The sequence below is a fragment of the Flavobacterium cyanobacteriorum genome (assembly GCF_002251835.1).
GTDB lineage: Bacteria > Bacteroidota > Bacteroidia > Flavobacteriales > Flavobacteriaceae > Flavobacterium > Flavobacterium cyanobacteriorum.
On the sequence record NZ_NOXV01000075.1, the window covers coordinates 1 to 1480 of the forward strand.

The 1480-nt window shown below is 27.4% G+C and carries 3 protein-coding genes; all 3 read left to right on the plus strand.

The features are described from left to right. The first annotated feature begins 49 nt into the window (after positions 1-49). The 3 genes from CHU92_RS00770 (at position 50) to CHU92_RS00780 (ending at position 1402) form a co-directional block, all read left to right on the plus strand. Positions 50-421, plus strand: coding sequence for a hypothetical protein (locus CHU92_RS00770; protein WP_094411623.1), 372 nt, complete (start codon positions 50-52; stop codon positions 419-421). A gap of 106 nt (positions 422-527) precedes the next feature. Next, the gene (locus CHU92_RS00775) at positions 528-809 is read left to right on the plus strand and encodes a hypothetical protein (RefSeq protein WP_094411625.1); all 282 of its coding nucleotides are present in this window, start codon (positions 528-530) and stop codon (positions 807-809) included. Positions 810-829: 20 nt separating this feature from the next. Beyond that, positions 830-1402, plus strand: a complete 573-nt coding sequence (locus CHU92_RS00780; protein ID WP_129582961.1) for a hypothetical protein — start codon at positions 830-832, stop codon at positions 1400-1402. Positions 1403-1480: the final 78 nt, after the last annotated feature.

Here is a 1480-nt window from a genome sequence, read left to right on the forward strand (position 1 = left end):
ATCGCACTAAAGAAATTTAATAAAATAAAAGTTTAAACCACTTCTTTGTATGAAAAAGAAAATTTTATTATTTGTTACAATCTTTTTTTGCTTGCTCAACGCTTATGGTCAGGTAAAAAAAGCAGATATCGAAGGCATGTTTGCTAATGTAAACATTAAAGCTTCTGATATAGAATTGTTTAATTATAACTCTGCTGTTATAAATACGAACGGTTCGATTAGTTATGCGATTATGGAAAATAAAAAAACCTTGGATGGAGGTGAAACCATGAATATTTCATTAACAGACACGGGTATTTTGATGGAATATACTGATAGTAAAGGAAAAAAATACTACAGCCAACTTTTTCCTTATACAAGTATTTTGCATGTTACTGTTAAATTCAAAACTCTAAGTATTGAATTATACAGTGAAATGTAATAACAATATGAAAACATATATATGAATAGTACTTTACTTTACTTTCTTTCAAATTCTGTCTTGTTCAACGGTCGAAACAGTTTCTGAACAAAAGCAATATAATATCATGCTTGATAATAATAGTAATGACAGTTTAAGACTGTTTGTAATACAAGAAGCAGGGAAATATGTAGAGATTTTACCAGTTGATAATATTATTCTGGTAAAAATTCCTGAAATGAGAGGAGGATATTCTAATTTTTTTGGAAAAAAATTCAACAAACATATACCTGAGAAATATAGTGCGATTAAAATCATGAAAGGTGAAAAAACAATAAAGGAATTTTTTATCATGAAAGTTGAACAATTAAAGACAGATAGTAAAGGTAATTATATAATGACTTATTAAAAACTTTAATATTTATTAAAATGGAAAGATATCGGCGTTTTAAAATATTATTCATTCGTATATGTATAATGAATTGTTTTTTTGTACTTTTTTATCCTTTAACAAGTAATTGTCAAATTACTAATAGTAGCAACGAATATTATGTTTTGGGAAGTGTCTTGAATGATGAGTGGGGAAATTCAAAAACAGATAGTTTAAGTGCCTATTTAAAAAGCAATAATATTGATTGTATTTCTGCTGGCTCATTAGGTATAACTATATCCGTAATGGAAAAGGATTATTCCGATGCACTGTTTCTTTTAGTTAAAAAATGGGGTATGGAGTATATTGAACTAAATATAATTCAAAAAGCAGATAGTGTTGCTAAATCTGAACTAAAAAAGTACAACGATTTACATCCCAAAATGATTTCTGAAGGACAACTTTCGCTTGATTATTATGATAAAACCTTGGATTTGTCCCAAAAAAATAAATACCTATTTACGATTAAATACAATTATAATCGTGCTATAGGTGGGGAAGTTCATTTTACGTCCTTTAATATTGAAGTTAATATAGATACAGGTAAAACATCTTTTTACGAAGTTGAATAAAATGAAAATAATAAAACACCCTATAACAGCCGTAACCGTTGCACAACTCCCTCCAACAACTAAATTTTAAAAAAATCA